Annotated in this window: 14 protein-coding genes; 11 read left to right on the forward strand and 3 right to left on the reverse strand. The window is 63.5% G+C overall.

The features are described from left to right. Positions 1–289 precede the first annotated feature (289 nt). The 4 genes from GVL61_RS08665 (at position 290) to GVL61_RS08680 (ending at position 7,049) form a co-directional block, all read left to right on the forward strand. Positions 290–1,897, forward strand: a complete 1,608-nt coding sequence (locus tag GVL61_RS08665) for an inorganic phosphate transporter (protein WP_159979006.1) — start codon at positions 290–292, stop codon at positions 1,895–1,897. Between the two features lie 134 nt (positions 1,898–2,031). Then, the gene (locus GVL61_RS08670; protein ID WP_235037587.1) at positions 2,032–2,931 is read left to right on the forward strand and encodes a CorA family divalent cation transporter; all 900 of its coding nucleotides are present in this window, start codon (positions 2,032–2,034) and stop codon (positions 2,929–2,931) included. 412 nt (positions 2,932–3,343) lie between these two features. Beyond that, entirely contained in the window at positions 3,344–5,815 is a 2,472-nt protein-coding gene (locus GVL61_RS08675; protein ID WP_159979008.1) for a TonB-dependent receptor, read from the forward strand. Between the two features lie 106 nt (positions 5,816–5,921). Further along, positions 5,922–7,049, forward strand: a complete 1,128-nt coding sequence (locus tag GVL61_RS08680; RefSeq protein ID WP_159979010.1) for an NADH:flavin oxidoreductase — start codon at positions 5,922–5,924, stop codon at positions 7,047–7,049. A gap of 40 nt (positions 7,050–7,089) precedes the next feature. On the opposite strand, the gene GVL61_RS08685 is transcribed toward GVL61_RS08680, so the two are convergent. Together GVL61_RS08685 and GVL61_RS08690 are read right to left on the reverse strand one after the other, a co-directional pair. Continuing rightward, the gene (locus tag GVL61_RS08685) at positions 7,090–8,106 is read right to left on the reverse strand and encodes an NADP-dependent oxidoreductase (RefSeq protein ID WP_159979012.1); all 1,017 of its coding nucleotides are present in this window, start codon (positions 8,104–8,106) and stop codon (positions 7,090–7,092) included. 20 nt (positions 8,107–8,126) lie between these two features. Next, on the reverse strand, positions 8,127–9,263 hold the full coding sequence (locus GVL61_RS08690) for an epoxide hydrolase family protein (protein ID WP_159979014.1): 1,137 nt from the start codon (positions 9,261–9,263) through the stop codon (positions 8,127–8,129). 134 nt (positions 9,264–9,397) lie between these two features. On the opposite strand from GVL61_RS08690, the gene GVL61_RS08695 reads away from it, so the two are divergent. From GVL61_RS08695 to GVL61_RS08715, 5 genes are read left to right on the forward strand one after another with little or no spacing between them, the layout of a single operon-like run. Next, positions 9,398–10,261 (forward strand): MaoC/PaaZ C-terminal domain-containing protein, encoded by an 864-nt coding sequence (locus GVL61_RS08695; RefSeq protein WP_159979016.1) that lies wholly within the window; start codon positions 9,398–9,400, stop codon positions 10,259–10,261. A gap of 7 nt (positions 10,262–10,268) precedes the next feature. Next, positions 10,269–10,916 carry a hypothetical protein gene (locus tag GVL61_RS08700; RefSeq protein WP_159979018.1) on the forward strand — a complete coding sequence of 216 codons (648 nt, stop codon included), beginning with the start codon at positions 10,269–10,271 and terminating at the stop codon, positions 10,914–10,916. Beyond that, entirely contained in the window at positions 10,900–11,703 is an 804-nt protein-coding gene (locus GVL61_RS08705) for a tyrosine-protein phosphatase (protein ID WP_159979020.1), read from the forward strand. The genes GVL61_RS08700 and GVL61_RS08705 overlap by 17 nt, the downstream gene beginning before the upstream one ends. Positions 11,704–11,761: 58 nt before the next feature. Then, entirely contained in the window at positions 11,762–12,514 is a 753-nt protein-coding gene (gene yaaA / locus GVL61_RS08710; RefSeq protein ID WP_159979022.1) for a peroxide stress protein YaaA, read from the forward strand. Continuing rightward, positions 12,511–13,221, forward strand: a complete 711-nt coding sequence (locus GVL61_RS08715) for an SDR family NAD(P)-dependent oxidoreductase (protein WP_159979024.1) — start codon at positions 12,511–12,513, stop codon at positions 13,219–13,221. The genes yaaA and GVL61_RS08715 overlap by 4 nt, the downstream gene beginning before the upstream one ends. 30 nt (positions 13,222–13,251) lie before the next feature. Here GVL61_RS08715 and GVL61_RS08720 read toward each other — a convergent pair whose 3' ends face one another. Beyond that, positions 13,252–14,292: an NAD(P)-dependent oxidoreductase gene (locus tag GVL61_RS08720; RefSeq protein ID WP_159979026.1), complete on the reverse strand. Its 1,041-nt coding sequence runs from the start codon at positions 14,290–14,292 to the stop codon at positions 13,252–13,254. A gap of 229 nt (positions 14,293–14,521) precedes the next feature. Between GVL61_RS08720 and GVL61_RS08725 the strand changes: the two genes are divergently transcribed. After that, positions 14,522–15,487 carry a hypothetical protein gene (locus GVL61_RS08725; protein ID WP_235037588.1) on the forward strand — a complete coding sequence of 322 codons (966 nt, stop codon included), beginning with the start codon at positions 14,522–14,524 and terminating at the stop codon, positions 15,485–15,487. Between the two features lie 63 nt (positions 15,488–15,550). Continuing rightward, on the forward strand, positions 15,551–16,498 hold the full coding sequence (locus GVL61_RS08730; RefSeq protein ID WP_200844684.1) for a glycosyltransferase family 2 protein: 948 nt from the start codon (positions 15,551–15,553) through the stop codon (positions 16,496–16,498). The last annotated feature ends 74 nt before the right edge of the window (positions 16,499–16,572 follow it).

Consider the following 16,572-nt stretch of genomic DNA (forward strand, 5'->3'; position numbering starts at 1 on the left):
GGCGTAAAACTATATTTTTCCTCTCACAATCGACTAGTAACATAAAAATAAAATGCAAATCTGCGGGCAAAGCAAGACGGCGATCAGAGAAATTCGGGCGCCTCAATGAGGCGCGGCCAGTCGATCCACAGACCAGCAGATCTGGCAAAAGCAGCCTGCAGTGCCGCTATGACCCCGCTGCAAAGTATGGCCATTTTCCGGTTCCTAATTCCCGCCAACAGGTTGTGCCACATCGCTGTCACGTGGAAGGTTTAATTATGGAACCGATACATTTGAGGGAAACAGTTCCATGAATGCCAGCGCTGCGGTCAGCAAATATGGACGCCCTAACCTGGAAGGCGGGCTGGGCCTTGCCGGCCAGTTGGGCTTTGGCGCAGCTATCCTCGCCGCCATCGCTTACGTCGCCTACAGCGTTTACGTGGACGCCAACGCAGCCGGCGTATCGGCGATGGCCTTCCTGCCCTTCGCCCTACTGTTCATCGCCCTGCTCATCGCGCTGGGCTTCGAATTCGTGAATGGCTTCCACGATACCGCGAATGCCGTGGCGACGGTGATCTACACCAACGCCATGCCCGCGAATGTCGCGGTAGTCTGGTCCGGCTTCTTCAACTTTGTGGGAGTACTGCTGTCCAGCGGCGCGGTTGCCTTTGGCATCGTTTCGCTGCTGCCGGTGGAACTGATCCTGCAGGTCGGCTCCAGCGCCGGCTTCGCAATGGTATTCGCCCTGCTGATCGCCGCGATCATGTGGAACCTCGCCACCTGGTGGCTGGGCATTCCCTCGTCCAGTTCACATACGCTGATCGGCTCGATCATCGGTGTCGGCGTCGCCAACGCCATGATGCACGGCAAGAGCGGCACTGCGGGAGTTGACTGGAGCAAGGCCAGCGAAATCGGCCAGGCCCTGCTTGTCTCCCCGCTGGTCGGCTTCGGCGTGGCAGCCCTGCTGTTCCTCGCCATGAAGGTACTGATCCGCAACAAGGATCTGTATCAGGAACCCAAGGACGGCGTGCCGCCGCCGTTATGGATCCGCGCCCTGCTGATCTTCACCTGCACCGGCGTCAGCTTCGCGCATGGATCGAACGACGGACAGAAGGGCATGGGTCTAATCATGCTCATCCTGATCGGCACCGTGCCAACCGCCTATGCGCTCAACCGTGCGGTTCCCGCCAGCTACACGCAGGAATTCCACGTCGGCGCCGACGCTGCCTATGCCGCCCTCGGCGGAACCCCTACCAGCAACCCCGCCTTGCAGCCTGCTGCGGCGCGCATCGCCGTGACCAGCTACATCGCCGACAAGACCCACCAGCCTTCCACCGCCCCGGCACTGGCAGCGCTGATCAAGGACATCGACCGCCAGGTCGACGAATACGGCTCGCTCGCCAAGGTCCCCGCCGCCGCAAGCGAGAACGTCCGCAACGACATGTACCTCGCCTCGGAAGGCATCAAGCGCCTCGCAAAGGACAAGGCCGCGAACCTCAACGAAGGCCAGGTCGAGGCGATCAACGGATTCAAAAAGTCGCTCGACGCCGGCACCCGCTTCATCCCGACCTGGGTTAAAGTCGCGGTCGCCTTCGCGCTCGGTCTTGGCACCATGGTGGGCTGGAAACGGATCGTCGTCACGGTGGGCGAAAAGATCGGCAAGTCGCACCTTACTTACGCGCAGGGCGCTTCGGCCGAACTGGTGGCCATGGGCACGATCTTCGCCGCCGACCACCTCGGCCTGCCGGTGTCGACCACCCACGTTCTGTCCTCGGGCGTGGCGGGTACGATGGCTGCCAACGGCTCGGGCCTGCAGATGAGTACGGTGCGCAACATGCTCATGGCCTGGGTGCTGACTCTGCCGGTGTCGATCCTGCTGGCCGGCGGGCTCTACGCCCTGTTCTCGATGCTCCTCTGACCGCTCGGGAGGAGAATACGAGCGAACGGCAGATCCCTTCGTCCTCGGAAAACGGTCACGGGACCGGTGCCATTTTCGGCGCCGGTCCCGGCCTCGTCTGGGGGCTGGACTTCGCACCGGACGGCGCGCACGACGTGGCATCTTGCGATGACGATCGGGACGGCAGGTTCCGCTGGCTGCACTTCAACCTCGCCGACCACGGCACGCGCGTCTGGATCGAGCAGGCAGCATCCCTGCCCTCCGGCGCGCGCGAACTCCTGCTCTCTCCAGACTCGCACCAGCGCGCGCTGGTAGATGGCGGCGCGGTGTGCTGCATCCTCCACGATTTCGAGCGTGACTTCGATGTGCGCGACACAGCCCGCATCGGCGCGCTGCGCGTGGCGATATTATCTGACCTGATCGTCACCGCACGGCGCCATCCGCTGGGATCCGCCGATATCGTCAGCCAGCGCATCCGCGACGGCGCGCGGGTCGATGGCCCCGCCAGCGCACTGGACGTGTTGATCGGCAGCCTGAGCCAGAACATCGACATCGTGATCCGCCGCCTCTCCGCCGACGTGCAGGAGGCCGAGGACGCCTTCCTCGACGGCCACCACCCGCCGACGAGCCGCAATCTCCTCGACATCCGCCGCCGCCTTGCCCAGATTCACCGGATGCTCGATGGCGCGCAGCGCGTCTTTCGCCGCCTGGAGCAGGACGATGACTTGCCCGAACCGCTGCAATCGACGGTGGAAAAGCTATCCCAGCGACTACAGGGCCTCGATGCGGACGCTCTCGGGGTGCAGGGACAACTGCGCCTGCTGCGCGATGAACTGGATTTGCAGTCCAACCAGCGGACCAACCAGAACCTTTACGTGCTATCGCTCATGACCGCGCTGATGCTGCCGGCTACGCTCGTGACAGGGCTATTCGGCATGAATACCGGAGGTCTGCCCTTCACAGGCCCCGGAGGGACGATTGCCGCCGGTGTCGTTGCAGCGGGCACCGCGCTTGCGACCTATCTCTTTCTAAGGAGCAAGGGCTTTTTTCCATAAGGAACGGGTTACGCGCCGGCAGAATCTCAATCTGACCAAAGCCCTTCCAGTTTGAGCCGCTCGTCCGCCCGACGATCGGAACGAGATCGGGTGCGCTTGGCCAAGTGCGCAGTACCCGACGCTGCGGCCGATGCCGCCGCATATCCGCTACACCCCAGCGAAAATCGCATTCTCAAAATTTAATTTGCTTGCGAATGATATGCAAGCGAACTTATTTGGATGCAATGGTCGGGACAGGCCGTGGGAGAGTCGAGGATGTACCAACGCAGTTGCCGATAACGCCCAACATGCGACTTATCACATAACCTGCTAATATTATTACATTATCGTTCAGACTGGGCGTCAGTCGACATCAGCAGAACCATTTCGACATCCCTTCCAAACAAGAAATTACAAGAGAGGGAGGGTTCGGATGACCAAAGGAAAGCATTCTACCTGGCAGCTTCTTGCCGGTATCAGTTCGCTAACATGTGTTCAACCGGTCGCCGCGCAGGCGCAGGACGCGCCTGACCCGGCAGGAGCCGGCCAGGCCACCGCGCCATCCGTGGACGAAGGCGCGATCGTAGTCACTGCGCGTAGACGTTCAGAGACACTGCTTTCGGTGCCCGTGGTTGTCACGGCGGTATCGGCTGAGGCGCTTGAATCGCGCGGCGTCGTCAATCTTGACGGCATAGCCCGGATCGTTCCCCAGTTGATGATCGGCCCGCAAGGCGGCGCTGTTCAGGGCGGCAATATCTCCATCCGCGGCATTGCGGGGCCTGATTCCAACCCCTTCGGCGATCAGGCAGTGTCCTTCACCATCGACGGTGTCCAGATTGCCAAGGCGACCATACGGCGCATGACCGATTTCGACGTCGAGCAGGTCGAAGTGCTGAAGGGGCCGCAGGCGCTCTTTTACGGCAAGAACAGCATGGCCGGCATCGTCGTCATCCGCACCAACGATCCGGGGGAACACTTCGAGGCTGGTGCCAAGCTGGGCTACGAATTCAACGCGAGGGAAATGCGCGCCGAAGCCTTCGTGTCGGCTCCGCTGACCGAAAGCCTCGGCTTCCGTCTTGCGGGACAGTATTCGACGATGGAAGGCTACCTGAAGGACCAGACGCCGCGCGATTCCATCTACTTCAACGGCACCCGCAACCCCGACACGCAGAATTATGGCGTGCGGGCGACGCTGAAGTTCGATCCGGGAACCAACTTCGACGCACGCTTCAAGTTCAACTACGGCAAAGCCAAGGGCAACGGTCCGGCGGCAGCGTCAGAGTTCATCAGTTGCCCGCTTGGCGCGCGCCAGTTCTCATTCCTGCCGGGCGGCGTGGGTGACAACAGCCAGTGCAAACCGGGCGACCGCAACGTCAACGCAGGCTATGGCCCGGTGCTGGGGACGATCCCGGCAACAATCGACCTGTTCCGCGACGATGGCCGTAACTTCACCGATCAGGACCAGATTCTGTCCAGCCTGGTGATGAACTTCCACCCTGTGGACACGATCACGGTCACTTCCTCGACCGGGCTATACAACATCAAGCTCGACCAGTGCCAGAACTACGAAGGCAGCTTCGCAGTGCTGCTGCCAAGCTGCAACGTGCTGCGCAACCGGGAGTTTTCGCAGGAGTTGAACTTCACCACCGAGTTCTCCGGCAGCCTGAACTTTACCGGCGGCCTCTACTTCAGCGACGTCAAATCCCGAACAGGGTCGATGACTTTCCTCTACGGCGGCCAGTTCGACCTGCTCGCGCCCGGTTTCGGAGGCCCGGATACGCCCGCGCTGGTGAACCACTACATGTTCTCGATGCGGGGTAACGCCTATTCCGCCTTCATCCAGGGCACCTGGAACATCACCCCTGAGATCGAACTGTCGGGCGGCGTGCGTTATTCCTACGAGAAGAAGCGCCTCACCGACGTGCGCGATGGCGGCGGCATCACCGAACCGGGCGGTCCCTATACCACCATCCTCGACGATTCGACGATCCTGACCACCACGCCGAACGCGGGCGGCGCCTCGCTGCTCAAGGACCACGACAATTGGGACGACTTTTCGCCCGAGGCCACGATCACCTATCGCCCTACCGGCGACCTGACGATGTTCGCCAGCTACAAGCACGGCTTCCTGTCGGGCAGCTTCAATTCCAGTTCGGTCAATCTCTTCGCGCCGAACATCGACCTCAGCTACAAACCGCAGGTGATCGAAGGTTTCGAGGGCGGAGTGAAGGCCAGGATCGGCGATCTGCTGCTCAACGCGGCGGCATATACCTACAACATCGACGATCTGCAGGTGGTCAACTTCACCAATGCCACGAGTTCGATCCGAAACGCCGCCAAGGCCAAGGTTCAGGGCGTAGAGGCGGACTTCACATGGCGCACGCCCCTCCACGGACTGACCATCAACGGCGCCGCCGCATACAACAAGGCGCGCTATAAGGACTTCCCCGGCGCACCGTGCTACAACGGACAGACCATCTCGCAAGGCTGCGTGGGTGGATCGCAGCAACTGGCGGGGGCGGTCGTGCCCCGCTCGCCCAAGTTGAACATCCAGGGCGGCCTTGCTTACGACACGCCGGTTTCCGATACGCTGAAACTGGGCGTCTCGGGCAACTTCACCCGCTCGTCCAGCTACCTTACCGATGCCTCGAATGCACCTAACAGCCGCCAGCCGTCCTATACGCTCTTCGATGCCTCCGCCCGGTTCGGCGCCGAGGACGATACCTGGACCGTCTCGCTGATCGGCCGGAACCTGACGAACAAGTTCATCTTCTTCGCCTCGCCCGATGTACCTTTCACCGGCAGCGGAACAGGCACCGACACCGGGGTGCTGGCCGATCGCTTCGCTACCGTATCGCGCGGGCGGGAGATCCTGATTCAGGTCGCCTACAAGTTCGGCGGATAATACAAGCCATGCGAAACGGGGCGCAGCCATCGAACCGTGCGCCCCGTTTAGTTGCCGAAAACACCGGAAAATCAGCAGGACAGTTCGCTATGGTACGTATTTCCTCATGACCGCGAGCACCGACACGCTTTTTCGCCCGTTCCATCAAGGCAGTCTTACGCTGGCTTCACGGATCGTCATGGCACCGATGACGCGCGCCTTCTCGCCCGGAGGTGTCCCCGGGACCGATGTCGCGCAATATTATGTCCGGCGCGCGGCAGCAGGGGTCGGCCTGATCCTGACCGAAGGCGTGTGGATCGACCACGCAGCTGCCAGCAACGACGCCAACGTGCCGCGCCTCTTCGGTGAGGATGCGCTGGAGGGCTGGTGCGGCGTCGTGAAGGCCGTCCACGCCGTGGGCGGACGGATCGCACCGCAATTGTGGCACGTCGGCATGACCCGCAAACCCGAACTGGAACATCTTTACGACAAGGTGGAGGAGGACCTTACCGTCAAGTTCAGCCCCTCGGGCGTGGTGACGCCAGGTGAGCGGATCGGCACCGGATCGACCGAAGAGGAAATCCTGGCAGTGATCGATGCCTATGCCCGGGCTGCCGAGGCCGCCCGCGCCATCGGCTTCGACGCCGTCGAAATCCACGGCGCGCACGGCTATGCGGTCGACCAGTTCTTCTGGGGCAAGACTAACCTGCGCGAAGACCGGTGGGGCGGCCCAGACCTTGCCGACCGAGCACGGTTCGGCGTCGAACTCGTCAAGGCCTGCCGAGAGCGGGTGGGACCGGACTTCCCGATCATTTTCCGCTTTTCGCAGTGGAAGTTGCAGGACTATTCAGCCCGGCTGGCCGAGACACCGGAGGAACTGGCTGAACTGCTCCACCCGCTCGCAGAGGCCGGAGTAGACATCTTCCACGCCTCGCAGCGACGCTTTCGCGAACCGGCCTTTTCAGGATCAGCCCTCAATCTGGCCGGTTGGGCGCGCAAACTGACCGGAAAGCCGGCGATCTCGGTCGGCTCGGTCGGGCTATCACGCGACCTGCTCGATACATTCGCTTCCAGTGAGCCGACCCTTGTGGAAGGGGTGAGCGAACTGCTGGAGCGCATGGAAGCGGACGAATTCGACCTGATCGCGGTCGGCCGCGCGCTGATCTCCGATCCCGAATGGGCGCTCAAAGTTCGCGATGCGCGGGCAGAGGCGATCACGCCCTATTCGCCCGAGGCCTTGCGCGAACTGGTCTGACAGGCCTTCTCTCGCGACGAGGATGCCTGGGGCCGCATCCTCAGCCGATGAAGACCAGCTTCTTGCCCTCGTGCCGCCCGGCAAAAATTTCGTCCAGCGATTCCGAAACTTTGCCGAAACCGCTGTCGATATCCTCGTCATGGTCGAGGCCCTTGGAGAGCATCACTTCAGTCAGGGCCTCGACAGCTTCGCTGAAAATTGCGCGGTGGTCGAAGATGACGAAGCCGGTCCAGGTCAGCGCGCGCATCAACACTTCGCGTTCGTTTCGAAGGCCCGAAGGCGCCGGGTTCCAACTGGGAGTGGCAGCGGTTCCGCATTGGATGATCCGCCCATAGCGCGCCATATGCCGGATCGCGGTGTCGAGTATCCAGCCGCCGGTATTGTCGAAATAAGTATCGAAGCCCGGGCCCCCTTCGCGCTCAAGGAACAGGCCCAGATCGTCTGCCTTGTAATTGGCACAGGCCGCATAGCCGAAGCGCGACAGGCACCGCTCGACTTTCTCCGCGCTTCCCGTCAAACCCACCGGCACCGCTCCGGCATGGGCGATCAACTGCCCCGCCACGGAGCCCACCGAACCCGCCGCAGTCGAGACCAGCACGCGTTGCCCCGCAGTGGGCTGCGCGATCGTTCGCAGCGCCAGCCACGCCGTCACTCCCGGCATCCCCAGCACTCCCGCATAAGCCGAAGCCGGAGCGCGGGGGGCACGGACATGGCTGAGAATGTCCTCAGGTGCAGGCACGCAATAGTCCTGCCAGCCGAAGATACCGAACACGAGATCACCGGGCGCAAAGTCCGGCGCGGCGCTTTCCACCACTACCCCCACGGCGAGGGCGCGCATAACCGTGCCCAGCGGCTGCACCGCCGCCCAGCCGCGCTGCACCGGATCGGCGGAGAGGTAGAGGTTGCGCACGAGAAACTTCCCCGGCGCGATGTCCGGGCGGCGCTGCTCGGTCAGCGCGAGGTCGCCCGGCAGCGGATGGCCGTTCGGACGCCGGGCAAGCAGCATCTGCCGGTTGATGCCGGGCTGCGTGAACGATGGAATGCCGGGAGCAGTCATGAAAGCCTTTCGATCGACGGTCAGCGCAAGGCTGCGAAACAGGTGCGAAGTTCGCCCACGAACAGTTCCGGCTGCTCGAAGGCCGCGAAGTGGCCGCCGCGTGGGGGCGTTCCCCAGTGCATGATCCTGGGAAACACCTGATCCGCCCACTTGCGCGGGATGGGGATGATTTCCTTAGGGAAATTGCTCACCCCCACGGGCAGATCAACGCGGAACGGGCGGAACGCCTTCATGCTCTCATAGTAGAGCCGTGCTGATGAGGCCGCGCAATTGGGCAGCCAGTAAAGCATGATGTCGTCGAGCAGTTCGTCGCGGGTTAGGATCGTTTCAGGATCGCCGCCGCAGTCGCTCCAACGCTGGAACTTCTCGTAGATCCATGCCGCCTGCCCTGCCGGCGAATCGGCCAGCGCATAACCCAGCGTCTGCGGCCGCGTCGACTGCTGGCGGGCATAGGCGGACTCGACCTCGGCATAGAGTTTAAGCAGACGCAGGGCCTCCACTTCATCTTCCGCCAAGGGTTCGTCCAGCGTTGCGGGCCGGGCTGCCACCATATTGAGGTGGATGCCTGCCAGCCCCTCAGGTGCCTGAACGCCCATCTGGATGGTCACGCTCGATCCCCAGTCTCCGCCTTGTGCGACGTAGCGGGCGTACCCGAGGCGACGCATCAACTCGCCCCAAGCCGCAGCGATCCGCTCAACGCCCCAGCCCGCCGCGCAAGGCCTTTGCGAAAAGCCAAATCCGGGGAGCGAGGGCACCACGACATGGAACGCATCGCGCGCCTCACCGCCATGACTTTCGGGGTCGGTTAGCGGGCCGATCACCTTGAGGAACTCCACTACCGACCCCGGCCAGCCATGGGTCAGGACGATCGGCAGGGCATTTTCATGGCGTGAGCGGACATGCAGGAAATGAATGTCCAGCCCGTCGATCTCGGTGCGGAACTGGCCCAGATCGTTGAGCCTGGCTTCGCAGCGCCGCCAGTCGTACCCATCGCGCCAATAAGCCAGCAGATCTGCAAGGCGGTCGCGCGGGACGCCCTGCTCCCAGCCTTCCACCGTTTCCGTTTCGGGCAGACGCGTGCGGGCGAGGCGCAGGGCCAGATCGTCGAGGTCGGATTGCGGAATCTCCAACCGCCAGGGCCTGATCGCACTTGCCAAAATCGCTCTCCGCAATGGTCCGCTAATAGCCGGTGCGGGTATCATCGCACTGCCTGACAAAACAAAGACATTGTTTATTTGTTCGTATGCGAACTATATGGACGCAGAAGCAAATGCAAGGGAGACGAACTGCCATGACCCTCAAGGTCGACGCCATCGCCAATCTGGACCTGCCGGGCGTCGTTCAGCCTCTCACCGCGCGTGATACCATTCTTTATGCGCTTGGCCTTGGTTTCGGCGAAGACCCGCTCAATGCGGATGAACTGCCCTTCGTCTACGAAAAGAACCTGAGGGCCATGCCGAGCATGGCGAACATCCTGTGCCACCCCGGTTTCTGGGCGCAGGACCCGCAATATGGCATCGACTGGGTCAAGGTGCTCCACGCCGAGCAGTATTTCGAAATTCACGCCACGATGCCCGCCAGCGGCGACATCCGCGGAGAAGTCAGCGTCAGCGGACTGGAGGACAAGGGGCCGGAAAAGGGCGCCCTGCTGCACCAGCGCAAGAAGCTCTATGACGATGCCAGCGGCGTCCACCTCGCCACGGTCCGCCAGACCTTGATCCTGCGCGGCAACGGCGGCCAGGGCGGTTTCGGCGAAACGGAAGCGCAGCCAGCCTCCCTGCCCGACCGCCAACCGGATCAGACGGTGGAAATCGCCATAAGGCCGGGCCTCGCCCTGCTCTACCGTTTGAGCGGCGACTGGAACCCCCTCCACGCCGATCCCGCCGTGGCCGCGAAGGCCGGGTTCGATCGTCCGATCCTGCATGGGCTGTGCACCAACGGCATCGCCGCCCGGGCAATCATCGCCGCGTTCTGCGGGTACGACCAGACGCGCCTGAAGGCCATGTTCGTGCGCTTCTCGCGCCCGGTTCTGCCCGGCGACACTCTGCGTTTCGAGTTCTTCGAAGACGGCGACCTGCTACGCTTTCGGGCCCGCGTTCCGGCACGGGACGTCACCGTTCTCGATCGGTGCCACGCCCGGATCGAGAAGGGCTGACCAAAACATGCCGCGCCTTCTCGTCCTCCACTATTCACTCACCGGGCAGGCCGCACGTGCCAGCGCGCTGATCTGCGCCGAGGCCGCTGCGCGGGGTTGGGAGGTTTCTTCCCGCCGCATCGTGTTCACGCCCGGCGAACGAACGCCCACCCGGCCCTTTAAAATCGCGGATGCCAAGTTCTGGACCCAGTCGGCCCAGCGCGGCACCACCTTCAAGGTGGGACTGGACGACCTGAGCCTGCCCGGGCAGCCCTTCGACGGGGCGGTAATCCTGTCGAACACCTGGGGCGATGCTCCTGCGGTCCCGATCCAGTCATTCCTGCGCTCACCGCCGGCCCCGGCCCTGCTTGCCGGAGTGCCTTGCGGCCTGTTCATCGTTTGTCGGCGGCTGTGGCGCAAGAACGCGATGGCCAGCCACGCACTGATCGAGGCTGCGGGCGGCCGGGTGGTGGAAACCGTGCCGCTTGTCCATCACGGTGGACAAGTCGGCAGTCTGGTGCAGACGGTGACGCACATGTTCCGATCCGGCGACGGATCGCGCGCCTCGCTGCTGGGCGTGCCGCTGCCGCCGTTCGGGCTGTCCGACGCCAGCCTTGCCGCGATACCCCCTGCGACTGCTACCATGCTGAAGGCCATGCATGACCGACACGCTTGAATTCCCCCGCGCCCATCTGGACCGCATCCTGGCTCTCGAAGGCGCGCACAACTTCCGTCATGTCGCCGGCTGGCGGACCGGCGACGGCCGTACCGTCGCACCCGGTCGCCTCTACCGCGCTTCGAGCCTGCACACCCTGACCGATGCCGACCACGATAAACTGGCCCCCCTCGGCATAGACCTCGTCGTCGACCTGCGCAGCCGCATGGAGCGCGATGCTTTCCCCAGCCGCTGGGCTACCCGGCCCGGAACCGTATGGACCGGCGCCGAAGGCAGCGCCAATGCCGACCTGACGCGGATGATGCGCCTCGACAATGTCGGGCTCAGCGATTTCCGTGCGGCGATGCGCAAGGTCTACGCCGATTTCACGCAGGACCTCGCCGAGGCGCTCACCAGCCTGTTCAGCGCCTTGCTGGCGCAGGGAAGCGAAGGGGCGGTGCTGATCCACTGCGCGGCGGGCAAGGACCGCACCGGCTTCGTCACCGCCATGCTGCTGCGCGCGCTGGGCGTGGTCGAGGATGACGTTAGCGCCGACTACCTTCTCACCAACGCCACTTACGCACGCGCCTTTGCCGCCTTTGCGGGGGACCACCGGCTGGCCGAACTGGAGGCAGGAATCCCCGGCGCTGCCCAGGTCATGCTGGGCGCCCACACCGAATACCTCGCCAGTGCAGACGCGGTTCTGCTGGAACGATGGGGTTCGTTCGAGCACTATCTCGCCGCCGCGTGCGGTCTGGACGATAGAGGTCGCGCGCGGCTGCAGGCATTATACTTGACCGGATCATGACCGCAGGCGCCCAGCCTACGGTTTGACGCAAGCGGCCACCGTCGCTACCGCCAGCCCCATGATCGCTCTGCTGTCCCCCGCCAAGACGCTCGACTTCGAGCGCCAGCTTCCACCCCTTGCCGTGTCGACACCGCATTTCGCAGAGGAAGCGCAGGGCCTTGCCCGATCGGCCGCGAACCTGACGCAGAAGCGATTGTCGGAGCTGATGCACATCTCGCCGCGTCTGGCCAAGCTCAATGCCGATCGCTTCCGTGACTTCGCCGAGTTGCCAGAACGGCAGGCACTGTTCGCCTTCGCCGGCGACGTCTACACCGGTTTCGAGGCATATTCGCTGGACGAAGCAGGCATCGCTTTTGCGCAGGACCATGTGCGGATGCTGTCGGGCCTCTACGGCCTGCTCAAGCCCCTTGATGCGATCCGCCCCTACCGCCTGGAAATGGGAACCCGCTGGGCACCGCGTCACAAGAGCCTGACCGACTGGTGGGGCGACCGTATCGCCGAGTTCCTGCGCGCCCAGCTGGCTGAGGAGGGCTCGAATGTCATACTCAACCTCGCCAGCCTGGAATATTTCGCAGCCGTGAAGGGCAAGCTGGACGGCGTGCGCGTGATCGAGGTCGAGTTCCGCGAGCCCGGCCCGAATGGCCCGCGTTTCATCAGCTTCAATGCCAAGCGCGCGCGGGGCATGATGGCCCGCTGGCTGTGTGAGCATCACGTTACCGACATAGACGCGATGCGCGGCTTCGACAGCGACGGATACCGCTTCGACGCGGAAGAAAGCGACACCGATCGCTGGCGGTTCACCCGGGCATGAGCGGCGCGGGCAAAACCTCCGCCGTCGTCATCGGCGCATCCGGCGGGATCGGCGGGGCATTCGAGGCAGCGCTGATCGAAGAAGGCACCTTCGGCGCGGTGCACGGTTTCGCCCGGTCACGCAGCGGGCCGCAGCATCTCGATCTGCTCGACGAGGGGAGCATCGCTGCCGCCGCCGCCCATGTCGCCAAGGGACCTCCGCCCGCTCTGGTGATCGTCGCCACCGGCCTGCTGCATACGGCAGATCACGGACCTGAAAAGGCGCTGGGCGATCTTGATCCGGCGTGGCTGGCACAAGTCTATGCTGTGAACGCAATCGGTCCCGCGCTGGTGGCGAAGCATTTTCTGCCGCTCCTGCCAAAAGTCGGGCGGCCTGTGTTTGCGGCGCTGTCGGCGCGGGTCGGATCTATCGCCGACAACCGCCTCGGCGGGTGGTACGGCTACCGCGCATCGAAGGCAGCGCTCAATATGCTGGTGCGCAGTCTCGCGATCGAGGAACGGCGCCGCAATGACCGCGCGGTCGTCGTGGCACTGCACCCCGGCACGGTTGACACCGCGCTGTCCCGGCCGTTCCAGGGCAATGTCCAGCCGGGTAAACTGTTCGATGCCGAACGGGCAGCCTTGCAATTGCTCGACGTGATCGAAGGTCTGAAACTGCCCGACAGCGGCAAGCTGTTCGATTTCGAGGGCAAGGAAATCCCCGCCTGAGCAGCGAGTCTGCCCCGGATCAGGCCGGCGTCACGTCATGGCCTCGACCGCAGGATAGATGCCGCGCTCGATCAGGGCCTGACGGGTGCCTGCGGGACGCCAGCCCAAGGCAGTGATGCTCTGCGCTGCATCATACGTGGCGCTGTGGGATCGGCATCGCCAGTCGTGGAGACTGGACAGATGTCTATTGGGATGGCGGATGGCGGTCTTGACCAGTCCGCGCGCGAAGTCCTCCAGCCAGTACCGCCAGATGGGGCGAGGCGCGGCGTGTACTTTGCCCCCCGAACGCGCCTGCATCGCCGCAACATAGTCCCTCGCCGAAAGAAGCGGAGCATCGGCGATCAGGAAACTGCGCGCCTCGACGGCGGGTACGTCAAGCGCGCGAACGAGCGCATCGGCGGCATCCTCGACAAGCACGAAGGGAAGGTTGTGCCTGCCATCCCCCCAGTAAGTCAGCCGGTTCCATGCCTTGAAGCGACCGACGCCGTAATGGATCGGCGAACTGCCCGCGCCGATCACGATCCCCAGGCGCAGGATCACCAGCGGCAGCCCCCGCTCCCGCGCCATCGTCAGCAGCATCTCTTCGCAGACCGCCTTCGACCGCGCGTAATGATTACGGCGATCTATGCGGGGGTCGAGCGCCGTCGAACCGTCGATGCGGTCCGCCGCATTGCCTGAAGCATAGGAATCGATCGATCCGACATAGATGAACCGGCGCACGCCGCGGCGCAGTGCAGCTTCCGCGACCTGGCGCGTCGGCTCTACATCGTTGTCGAGATACTCCTGCCAGTTACGGCCCTCACCCTTGGCGAGATGGTAGACCGCATCGACTCCGTCCAGCGCGGCATCCAGCGCGGCAGGATCGCGGTAGCTCCCCTTCACCAGTTCGACCAGGCCGGAGGTCAAAGCTGCCTGCGCAGCCTGCGGATCGCGGGTCAGCACGCGTGAGCGCCGCCCGCACTCCGCAAGCCGCGTGACAAGATGGCGACCGACGAAGCCAGTTCCACCGATCACAAGAACGCGCGGCGTCTCCTGTGCCCCGCCGCCTTCCTGAACGAGTGACAAGGGCATGACGACGGGCGCTCTCCTGAGTTGCGATTCCGCGTGAGGCAGATGCCAGCCAGCGGCACCGATCTGGCTAGAATAGTTATATGATCTGACTACGGAATTGGGAGAACTCAGGACCGGAAACACCGGGTTGTTTATGTTGCTGTAGCGTATCAGATGTGGCCCATGGCTCTTGCCGAATGCCAGATCAAGCTGCGGCATCGTTAAGGTTCGCCCTATCGAAGGATTCGGAATGTCGAAGTCCCTTTCCCAGAAAATTCTGAACCGCCTCGGCGACAGACCGGCAAAGCTGGCCTTCAATATTTCCAATACTTCGATGATCCGGCGGCGGCTCTGGCGGCGCTATAACGAAGCGCTGGAGACCTATCGCCCTTCGCTGCCGAAATTGGACGGGCTCGACCGGGAAATAGTGGAAGGGCTGGAGCGCGACGGGATATTCATCACCTCGCTGGAAGCACTAGGTCTCAAGGGCTCCACAGAAATGCTTCGCGCGGCGCAAAAGGTTGCGAGCAACTGCACCGAAAACGCCCGGCGGGATGCCAGTGCCGGGCGCGAGTTCACTTGTGCCCCGGCCTCCGCAACGGTCGAAAATCCGGAGATCTTCCATTGGGGCCTCGACGAACGGCTGCTGAATATCGCCGAAGCCTACATCGGCCTGCCTGCTGCCTATGACGGCATGGCGCTCGTCTACACGGTGGCGGACGGAACCGAGCTGGGCCCCCGCCAGTGGCACCGCGACCGCGAAGATCGCAAGATGATAAAGCTCGCGGTCTACTGCAGCGACGTGACCGACCGTGGCGGTCCGTTCGAACTGATCAGCCGCGTCGACGAATCGCAGGGTGTCGATGATCGCTACGCCTTTGAATTCGGCACTGCCGAAGTGCTGAAGAAGCGGCTCGGCGCCGACTATGCGCAGGGCATCGTCAGTTGCACAGGTCCGGTCGGAACCGTCGTGTTCGCCGACACGGCGCGCTTCTTTCACCGCGGTGCCCCCGCCTACGACAAGGACCGCGCCGCGCTGTTCTATGGTTATTTTGCCCACCGCACGCGCCACCCCTATTTCTGCGAGAGATCGGGATTGAAGCGGCGCGAGATCGCGGCGCTGGCGCGCGGCCTGTCGCCGCGCCAACGTGCCAGCGCGCTCTGGCAGGAGGCATTGCCGACCTGGCTGAAACTCATCCCTCCGGCTCCGATCTGAAACGCCCCGCCTTCCTCGTTGCGGGGGCGGCCATGCTTGCTTGAAAAACAGGATGAGTGCGCGATGTCGAGTATGCAATATGAGGCCGGCAGGCACGGTGTCCCAAAGGACGCCGCCGTTGGCGTTGTGGTGATCGGGCGCAACGAAGGCGAAAGGCTGCGCCCGTGCCTGCTATCGGCAAAGCGAGCTTGCGGGCGGGTCATCTACGTGGACTCCGGTTCGAAGGACGGCAGTGCCGCCCTGGGGCGCAGCTTGGGCATCGAGGTGATCGAACTCGATGCCTCCCTGCCGTTCACGGCCGCGCGCGGCCGCAATACCGGCTTTGCCCGGATGCGGACACTTTGGCCGGACACGCAGTTCGTCCAGTTCATCGACGGCGACTGCGAACTGAATTCCGGCTGGATCCAAGCGGGGCTGGCGGGGATCGCAAAAGATGCCCGTACCGCCGTGGTCTTTGGCCGCCGGCGCGAACGCTATCCCGACCGTACCGTCTTCAATCACGTTTGCGACATCGAGTGGGATGGTCTAGCCGGCCCCGTCGACAGCTGCGGCGGGGATGCGCTTGTCAGGGTCGATGCGATGCTGGAGGTGGACGGCTACGACGCAGGCCTTATCGCCGCAGAGGACGATGACCTGTGTCACCGGATGCGGCGTCGTGGCTGGAAGATTGTCCGCCTGCCCGACGAGATGACGCTTCACGACGTAGCGATGACCTCTTGGTGGCAATGGTGGCAGAGAAACCGGCGCAGCGGCTATGCCGGAGCGGAAGCCTGGCACCGCCGCGGAGCCGAAGATCCCAAGCTCATCAAGCACGTGGTGAGCAACCTGCTCTGGGCGCTTCCGCCGTTCTGGCTTTTCTGGCCTGCACTCTGGTGGCGTGTCTATCGCCGCTCTGGCGCGATCTACGCAACGCATATCGTGCTGGGCAAGGTGCCTCATTGCTTCGGGCAACTCGGCTTCTGGTGGGCCAGTCTGCGCGCGCACAAGATGCTGCTCATCGAGTATAAATAGCGCGTTCCCAAAGCGGCTTTAGCGCCTTTGGCTGAGGATCATCACCCTGAATACAGGGCCTGGTACTCTGCGCC

It is taken from the genome of Novosphingobium sp. 18050 (assembly GCF_902706195.1).
GTDB lineage: Bacteria > Pseudomonadota > Alphaproteobacteria > Sphingomonadales > Sphingomonadaceae > Novosphingobium.

What these genes read in the sequence shown, in the direction of transcription:
- yaaA (WP_159979022.1), top strand. Translation starts at nt 11,762, where the DNA reads ATGATCGCTCTGCTGTCCCCCGCCAAGACGCTCGACTTCGAGCGCCAG.
- GVL61_RS08725 (WP_235037588.1), top strand. Translation starts at nt 14,522, where the DNA reads ATGTCGAAGTCCCTTTCCCAGAAAATTCTGAACCGCCTCGGCGACAGA.
- GVL61_RS08685 (WP_159979012.1), bottom strand. Translation starts at nt 8,106, where the DNA reads ATGACTGCTCCCGGCATTCCATCGTTCACGCAGCCCGGCATCAACCGG.
- GVL61_RS08675 (WP_159979008.1), top strand. Translation starts at nt 3,344, where the DNA reads ATGACCAAAGGAAAGCATTCTACCTGGCAGCTTCTTGCCGGTATCAGT.
- GVL61_RS08715 (WP_159979024.1), top strand. Translation starts at nt 12,511, where the DNA reads ATGAGCGGCGCGGGCAAAACCTCCGCCGTCGTCATCGGCGCATCCGGC.
- GVL61_RS08695 (WP_159979016.1), top strand. Translation starts at nt 9,398, where the DNA reads ATGACCCTCAAGGTCGACGCCATCGCCAATCTGGACCTGCCGGGCGTC.
- GVL61_RS08705 (WP_159979020.1), top strand. Translation starts at nt 10,900, where the DNA reads ATGACCGACACGCTTGAATTCCCCCGCGCCCATCTGGACCGCATCCTG.
- GVL61_RS08665 (WP_159979006.1), top strand. Translation starts at nt 290, where the DNA reads ATGAATGCCAGCGCTGCGGTCAGCAAATATGGACGCCCTAACCTGGAA.
- GVL61_RS08720 (WP_159979026.1), bottom strand. Translation starts at nt 14,292, where the DNA reads ATGCCCTTGTCACTCGTTCAGGAAGGCGGCGGGGCACAGGAGACGCCG.
- GVL61_RS08700 (WP_159979018.1), top strand. Translation starts at nt 10,269, where the DNA reads ATGCCGCGCCTTCTCGTCCTCCACTATTCACTCACCGGGCAGGCCGCA.
- GVL61_RS08680 (WP_159979010.1), top strand. Translation starts at nt 5,922, where the DNA reads ATGACCGCGAGCACCGACACGCTTTTTCGCCCGTTCCATCAAGGCAGT.
- GVL61_RS08730 (WP_200844684.1), top strand. Translation starts at nt 15,551, where the DNA reads ATGTCGAGTATGCAATATGAGGCCGGCAGGCACGGTGTCCCAAAGGAC.